Source organism: Brevibacterium sp. HMSC22B09, assembly GCF_001806795.1.
Taxonomy (GTDB): Bacteria; Actinomycetota; Actinomycetes; order Actinomycetales; family Brevibacteriaceae; genus Brevibacterium; species Brevibacterium ravenspurgense.
Genome location: NZ_KV785993.1, coordinates 93,586 through 101,065, shown reverse-complemented (window position 1 = coordinate 101,065; position 7,480 = coordinate 93,586). Strand labels below are relative to the sequence as shown.

At 63.3% G+C, this 7,480-nt stretch carries 6 protein-coding genes; 2 read left to right on the top strand and 4 right to left on the bottom strand.

What is annotated here, in order from left to right:
• Positions 1 to 70: 70 nt before the first annotated feature.
• Positions 71 to 370 (bottom strand): DUF4193 domain-containing protein, encoded by a 300-nt coding sequence (locus tag HMPREF3087_RS00735; RefSeq protein ID WP_019175241.1) that lies wholly within the window; start codon positions 368 to 370, stop codon positions 71 to 73.
• 225 nt (positions 371 to 595) lie between these two features.
• Here HMPREF3087_RS00735 and HMPREF3087_RS00730 point away from each other — a divergent pair, with 225 nt between their 5' ends.
• On the top strand, positions 596 to 820 hold the full coding sequence (locus HMPREF3087_RS00730; protein ID WP_061941250.1) for a hypothetical protein: 225 nt from the start codon (positions 596 to 598) through the stop codon (positions 818 to 820).
• Positions 821 to 877: 57 nt separating this feature from the next.
• Here HMPREF3087_RS00730 and HMPREF3087_RS00725 read toward each other — a convergent pair whose 3' ends face one another.
• Positions 878 to 1,990 carry a ferrochelatase gene (locus tag HMPREF3087_RS00725; RefSeq protein ID WP_061941251.1) on the bottom strand — a complete coding sequence of 371 codons (1,113 nt, stop codon included), beginning with the start codon at positions 1,988 to 1,990 and terminating at the stop codon, positions 878 to 880.
• A 129-nt stretch (positions 1,991 to 2,119) separates the two neighbouring features.
• Here HMPREF3087_RS00725 and sepH point away from each other — a divergent pair, with 129 nt between their 5' ends.
• Complete coding sequence (gene sepH, locus HMPREF3087_RS00720) at positions 2,120 to 3,148, top strand: septation protein SepH (RefSeq protein WP_070427692.1); 1,029 nt, start codon at positions 2,120 to 2,122, stop codon at positions 3,146 to 3,148.
• Between the two features lie 3 nt (positions 3,149 to 3,151).
• Here the strand turns inward: sepH and cydC are convergent, their stop codons facing one another.
• Both cydC and cydB read right to left on the bottom strand, forming a co-directional pair.
• Entirely contained in the window at positions 3,152 to 6,442 is a 3,291-nt protein-coding gene (gene cydC / locus HMPREF3087_RS00715) for a thiol reductant ABC exporter subunit CydC (RefSeq protein WP_256172983.1), read from the bottom strand.
• Entirely contained in the window at positions 6,439 to 7,476 is a 1,038-nt protein-coding gene (gene cydB / locus HMPREF3087_RS00710) for a cytochrome d ubiquinol oxidase subunit II (protein ID WP_070427690.1), read from the bottom strand. Before cydB ends, cydC begins: the two co-directional genes overlap by 4 nt.
• Positions 7,477 to 7,480 lie beyond the last annotated feature (4 nt).

The following is a 7,480-nucleotide window of genomic DNA, read 5'->3' as shown; positions in this document are numbered from 1 at the left end:
ATCTGTTCTCGCCCCCGCTGCCTATGTCTGTGTTCGTCTGCGCCTGTGCGCTCAGCCCGCGCCCGCGGTATCAGCCAGCGCAGTCCGAGCAGACGAGGACCCCGTCGTTGTCTTCCGCCAGCTGCGAACGATGGCGAACCAGGAAGCACTCCATGCAGGTGAATTCGTCGTTCTGACGCGGCAGAACGCGCACCGAGAGCTCTTCGTTCGAAAGGTCGGCACCCGGCAGCTCGAAATCTTCGGCCGCGGCCGTTTCGTCTTCGTCTACCTGGCTGGCCTGCGCCTGATTGCGCTGCGCTTTGAGCTCTTCGATGGAGTCAGCGCTGATCTCGTCATCCTGCTTACGCGGGGCGTCGTAGTCGGTTGCCATTTGTACTGGTCACACTCCGGCGGCATCTGGTTGAAGTCTGTGAAAGACCGGCTCATGTGCGGGTCATCCCGAATAATGCACCTTCATTTGCTTTTGCGCAACTGCAGACCGGGTGATTTCTGCTGTTTTTTCTTACTTTGGTAATTTGGAGGCTCAACATCATCGTGTTCATATTCAGTTCATGCGGACTGCCGATGATGCTGATGTTTGAGAAGGGAGGCTCCCATGTCAGGTTTTGCTGAAGGACTCGACAACAAAGTCGAGCTCCTGCGTGAACAACTCGCCGAAGCCCGCGAGGCCGGCGATGAGTTCCGCGAACAGGCCCTGCTCGAAGAGCTGAGCGATACCGTCAACATCGCCGGTGAAAACGATCTCGACACGTCCGAGCTGAAGAAGGTCCTCGCCGCAGAAACCGGCACAATCCCGGTTATCGACGACCCTGAGGACTGACGATTCGCATACGAAAGGGGCGGCCGAAGCCGCCCCTTTTCTGTGCTCAAAGGGTGATCAGTCAGCCCAGTTCGGCATCGTGGGCCGGTCTTCCCGACCGCGGCAGCATTCGACGGAGCCTGCGCCGGAACCGTCAATGAGCGCCCCTTCTTCCGTCACGGCCGGTGCGCTGACCTCTTCACCGCGCACCTGTGCGGCACGTTCCAGGATGAGGTCGACAAGCCCGCTGACGAACACCGGGTCGGTGCCGACAGTTGCGGCTCGCACAAATGCGAAGCCGTGCTTGTCAGCTGTTTCCTTTGCCTCCGTGTCAAGGTCGTAGACGACCTCCATGTGGTCGGAGACAAAGCCGAACGGAACAACGACCACACCGGTCACGCCTTCTTCGGCAAGTTCGTCCATGCGGTCGTTGATGTCCGGCTGAGACCACGGGATGTGTGCCGGGCCGGATTCCGAGCAGAATACGAGTTCCTGTTCAAGCGGCTGTTCGTCACCCAGCTGGGCGGCAACATAGTCCATGAGCTGTCGGTGCTGCGCTTCGTAGCCGATGGTGCACTTTTCCGAGGCTGCCTGCATGGTGTCCGGGATTGAGTGCGTCACGTACAGAACCCGGTGTTTCTGCGGATCGAGCCCACCGGTTTTCTGCGCGAATTCAGCCAGTGCTTCGCGGACGATCTTCACCTGCGTGTCGGCAAATCCCGGGTGGTTGTAGTACTGGCGGATCTTGTCGATTTCAACGTTGATCCCCTCGCCGGCGAGCTTCTGGCTGGCCTTGGCGAAGTCTTCGCGGTACTGGCGGTCCGATGAGTAGCTGGAGTAGGCCGATGTGGTCACAGCGATGAAGCGGGAGTCTCCAGCCTGTGCGCGCTCGCGCAGAACGTCGTCAAGGTACGGGTCCCAGTTGCGGTTGCCCCACACAACGGGGGCATCAATGCCGCGCGCGCTGACTTCCTTCCTCAGCGCTTCCAGAAGAGCGATGTTCTGTTCGTTGATCGGCGATTTTCCTCCGAAGGCGAAGTAGTGTTCACCCACTTCTTCGAGACGCTCCTCGGGGATGCCGCGGCCGGCCGTGACGTTCTTGAGGAACGGCACGACTTCTTCAGCCTTGTTGGGTCCGCCGAAGGACATGAGGACAATCGAATCGAAGGGAGAAACCGAAGATGAGGTCATGCCTGAAGTCTACCGTGGAGCTTCTGCGCGTCGCCTGGTCGCCGGGGCTTGACGACTCGCCGCCGCTGGTGCGCCCATCGGGCCGCGGCCCGTGAAAATATGGAACGGCTACAGGAAGGTGTGATTCGAGTGACGGAACTGTCTTTTCACGCAGCTGACGCGTCCGGTGCGCTTGTGCTGCGCGATGCACAGGGAGCCGAATATCGGCTTCGCGTCGACGACGAACTTCTTGCCGCGGTGCGCCGCCTGCGCACCCAGCAGGCCACCCGCTCCTACGGGCGCGGTCAGCTGAGGCCCAAGGCTATTCAGGCGATGATCCGCTCGGGGCTTACCGCTGAGGAAGTCGCGGATGCCACCGGCGGGGATCTCGACCACATCAAGGCCTTTGAACAGCCCGTCCTGGCTGAGCGCCGCCACATTGCCCACAGCGCCGGCCAAAGCCCTGTCTACGAAGACGGCAGCCGCGACCACACGCCGCGCCCGCTGCGCGATGTCGCCATGGAGCGCCTGGAGAAGCGCGGAGCTGACACTGACAGCCTCCAGTGGGACGCCTGGCGGTCCGATGAGGGCGTGTGGAACGTCGAACTGGCCTTCGCGATCCGCGGCACGCAGAAGACTGCGCGCTGGGAGTACCGCGAGCGAAATGTCCACGCTGTCGACGACGAGGCGCGCTGGCTGTCGGAAGCCGGCCCTGCTGATTCCGGACCGATCCCCAACTTCGGCAGCCCTGATGAACGTGTTTTCGACTTCGAAGACCAGGACCGCACCCCGAAGTCCGCTGATCACCAGGCCGAGACGGGACGCATTCTCGAAAGCCTCCGCAGGCGCCGCGCCCGTACACAGGAGGCCGAATCAGCGCAGGCTCCCACAGGTCTGCGCTCAGTGCCGGAAATGCCGGAAACCGAACCTGACGGAGCGCACACCGCACTGTCGCGGCCCGAAGAGGCCGATGATGACTCCGTGCTCGCTGTGAGCCCACCGGAAGAAGAGCACACTGACGCGCAGCCGTCACTGCTGGATGAACCGGGGGTTTTCGACGGCGGTGACGCTGCTGCAAGCCCCCAGCCGGCGGAACAAACGGAACAGAAAGAAGCTAAGCGCGGCCGGTCGTCCGTCCCCAGCTGGGACGAGATCATGTTCGGCACAAAACGCGACTGAGCTCTACAGCTTCACCCGCAGATCATCAGCGCTGACCCACCGCTGGTCGTGGGTCACCATGACGACAGCGCGGTCATCAAGAGTTTCGCGCAGATCCGCCATAAGCGCCTGTGCGGTCTCGACGTCGAGGTGTGCGGTCGGTTCGTCGATGACGATCACATCGGCACCTGTCAGGAGGGTGCGGGCAATCGCCAGTCGTCCCCTCTGCCCACCGGAGAGGAACTCTCCCCCGGCGCCGATGACAGCATCCAGACCGCGTTCGCGCGCAAGTTCGTCCAGTCCCACGCGCCGCAGCACTTCAAGCAGCTCGTCATCGCCGGGCCGGTCATCACGATCGCGCGCAATGAGCAGGTTCGCGCGCAGACTGGAATTGAAGACGTGTGCTTCCTGCGGACACCAGGCGACTGTGCCCGCGAGGTCTTCCGGCCCCACCTTAAGCAGGTTCGCATCGTCTGCCGTGTAGGTCCCAGCGCTTGGGTCGAGGAACCGCAGGATGACGGACACGAGAGTGGTCTTGCCCGAACCAGAAGGCCCGGTGACCGTCGTCCATCGCCCTCGCACGATATCGGCGTTGACCCCCGTGAGAATCTCCGGGCCGGTGGGCCACGATGCGCGAATGCCGCGCAGCTGCGCACTGCGGATCGATTCGACCGGGTGCTGCTGCTTCGCATCATGTTCTTCTTCCGCACCGAGTTCAGGTACGCGCTGCAGGACGGAAGCCAGTGCCGGCCACTGCTGAACGGCCCGCAGGGAATCGAGGTAAGCATCAATGAGGGCAAGCGGTACGAGCACGAGGATCGCCAGAGCTTCCGCAGAAATGCTGCCGGAAATCACCGCGGGGCCGGCGATGACGAGCATGAGAGCGCTCAGAGCCGACAACAGGAACGTGACTATTCCCTCGCCGAGCCCAGAAGACTGCAGGATGCGCTTTTCAAACGCGCCGACTCTTTCATCTTCTTCGATCAGCGCAGCTGCGGCCGCATCGGCTTTGCCGTTGGCGATGAGATCTGACTTAGCAGCCAGCAGCCGGGTGAGCTGCCCCAGCACGCGCGCCCGGTATTCCAGGCGCTGCACACCGGCCCGGCGCTCAGCCAAGAGCGCAGCAGCTGGTCCCACGGTGAGCGCCAGCGCAAGAACAGCAGCAAGCGCCAGTGCCGCCTGAGGCAGGAAAATCCAGAAGACTACGACAGCCGCTGCACCGATGATGACTGCAACAAGCGGGGGAACCAGAACCCGAGGTGCCGCGTCCCTGATGTCATCGACATCAGACACCAGCCTGCGCAAAGCCACATCGCTTCGCGCAACAGCGCGGTTGGCTGTTCCCTCGCGGGCAAAGGTCTGCCACAGCTGCCTGCGCAGCGAAGCCAGTTTGCCCAGGATCGCGTGATGCAGGTTGAGCTGGTGAGTGTAGGTCAGAACAGAACGGCTCAGGCCGAAGAACCGCACCCCGACGATCGCCACCAGCAGGTACATGATGGGCGGCTGGAATGAGGCGTAGACGATGAGCCAGGCCGACACTGCGGTCAGCGCCGTGCCGGCGGCGACAGCACCGACCGCCGACAGAACACCCAGCCAAAAGCGTCCCGTCGTGAAGCCGACGGCATCGGCTGCACGCCGAAGCAGCTGCCATGTCGAGGCGGGGCGGACGTCCTCCGCACCTTCGTCGAGGTTTGGGCGAGTGTTCGACTCGACAGGGTCCGCTGCCGGTTCCACCGCGTCGAGGTCCCGTGCTGGCGCGCCGATGTGCAGGCGTGTTCCTGCTGCTGTCAGCACTGGATCGTGGCTTGCCGCAATGACGGGGCAGGATTCGCTGATGGTCTGCAGTTCCCGTCGAATGCGCGCGGCAGAGGCGTCGTCAAGGTGCGCTGTCGGTTCGTCGACAATCAGCAGCTGCGCCCCTGAATCCACGCGCGCAAAAGCTCGCGCCAAGGACAGTCTCCGAGCTTCACCGGGGCTGAGCGCATCCACAGCGGCGGCATCATCCAGGTCGAGAGCCGCGCGCTGCTTCAGAGCAGCCGTATCAATCTCGGAACCGCCGAACAGGCGGAGCTCCTCGCCTACCGTCGAAGTGAAGAAGCGGGGACTCTGATCTGCAAAGGCCAGTGAGTCCGGAACCCCCGTCAGGCTGCCGGTGACCGAGGCGGTCTCCCCCGGCCGCACAAGACCGGCGAGGACACCCAGGAAAGTCGACTTCCCAGCGCCAGAAGCCCCAGTCAGAACAGTCAAACCCGGGCCGATCTGTCCCGACACCGGCGGCAGCGCGACAGAATCGCCGTAGGAAACCGACACCTCGGCAAACTGAACAGTCACCTCCGACCCGGCCGACTCCGCACCTCGGGAGCCGAAAACAGCAGACCGCGGAGAGGCGATGAGACCACGAATGCGGTCGAAAACGGCCAGTCCGTTCTCAGTGGAGTGAAAAGCCGCACCCAGCTGACGCAGGGGCAAGAACACCTCGGGGGCCAGAACAAGAGCCAGCAGACCGGCGCTCAGATCAAGCGTCCCGTTCACCAAGCGGACGCCGATGAAAACCGCTACGAGAGCAACCGACAGAGTGGAGATGAGCTCGAGAGCCAGAGCAGACAGAAACGCGACCTTGAGCGTCTGCATCGTGGTGCGCCGGTAGCTGTCGCTGATGCGCACAAGAGCTTCCGTCTGCGCACGCACGCGTCCCAGCCCCACAAGAACCGGGAGGCCGCGCGCAAGTTCCACCAGGTTGTCCGACAGGCGATCAAGAGACTTCAGCGCCTGCCCCACGCGCTCCTCGGTATAGCGACCTATGAGGATCATGAACACCGGCACAAGGGGCAGCGTGATGACAAGGAGTGCCGCTGAAACCCAGTCGGCGAAGACAACGCGGACGATAACCGCAAGAGGGATGACAGCAGAAGCCGTCAAAGCGGGCAGAACACCCGTGAAATAGTCGTCGAGGTCATCCAGCGAACGCGTGGCGGTCAGAACCAGCGCACCGTCGTCAATGTCAAGATCCCGCCCGCCGGAACCGACCGAGCGGCCGATGAGCTTCCGGCGCAGAGCCGTTTTGACGCCCACGGCGGCGCGTGCTCCGGCAGCCCGCTGGGCCCACGCCGCGGCCCCGCGCACAAAAGCCCCGAGCACACCCAGGAAAACAGCCAGCGAAACATCCTCGCCGACCATCACCCCGGTGACACCCCGAGCGGCAGCCTCGGCAATGAGCACCAGCCCCAACGCCTTGGCTGCGGCCACCCCCACAAGAACGCCAAGCGCCCGCCGCCCCGAGGGGACGGCGGACGCTGGAGCCCACGGTGAACTCACGCGTGGTAGCTGGCGATTGCCACCGGAACGCTGTGCGCCGGAGGCAGGTGCTTTTCGTGAATACGACGAGCGAACACGCGGTACGAATACACGGTGTAGCCCAGAACGATCGGCAGGAAGATCACCGTGACGACGAGCATCACGCCGAGCGTGTAGTCCGACGAAGAAGCAGAGGTGACTGTCAGCGACAGGGAGTCATCGATCGACGACGGCAGCACGCGCGGGTAGATGTTGACGAACAGGCTCGCAACACCTGCCCCGAGGAACACGCCGTTGAACAGGAAGGCGCGCAGCTCGGTGTTCTCGCCGATGCTCATCCACGTCACAACTGCTGCCAGCACCGCAACGGCGATGATCACAGCACCGGCGATGTTGCCGAACTTGAACTGGACGATCAGCACCCACACAGCGGCGAACAGCAGCAGAAGCGGCAGGAGCTTCTTTGCCTGTGCACGTGCGCGTACGCGCATTTCGCCGTGCGACTTCAGAGCCGTGAACAGCAGGCCCTGCAGGTAGGCGAAGCCGAGGATGGCCAGGCCGCCCACGATCGCGTAGATGTTGACCCACGCGAAGGCACCGCCCACGTTGTCGCCGTTGTCGTTGATCGGCATACCGGTGGTGCTCAACGCCAGCATCGCGCCGACGCAGAAGGCCGCGGTCGCCGAACCGAGCGACAGGCACCAGGTCCAGGCGTCGCGCCAGCGCTGCGAATTGACCTTGCCGCGGTATTCAATCGACACGGCGCGCAGGATGAGTGCGAGCAGCGCCAGCGTAAGCGGCACGTACAGGGCGGAGAACAGCGAGGCGTACCACAGCGGGAACGCCGCGAACGTCGCACCGCCGGCGGTCAGCAGCCACACCTGGTTGCCGTCCCATACGGGTCCGAACGAATTGAGCAGAACACGCTGTTCTTTTTCGCTTTTCGCGAAGGTCTTCATCATCATGGCCGCGCCGAGGTCGAAGCCGTCGAGGATGAGGTACCCCGTCCACAGGACAGCGATGAGGATGAACCACAGAGTTGAAAGGGCTTCCACAGCG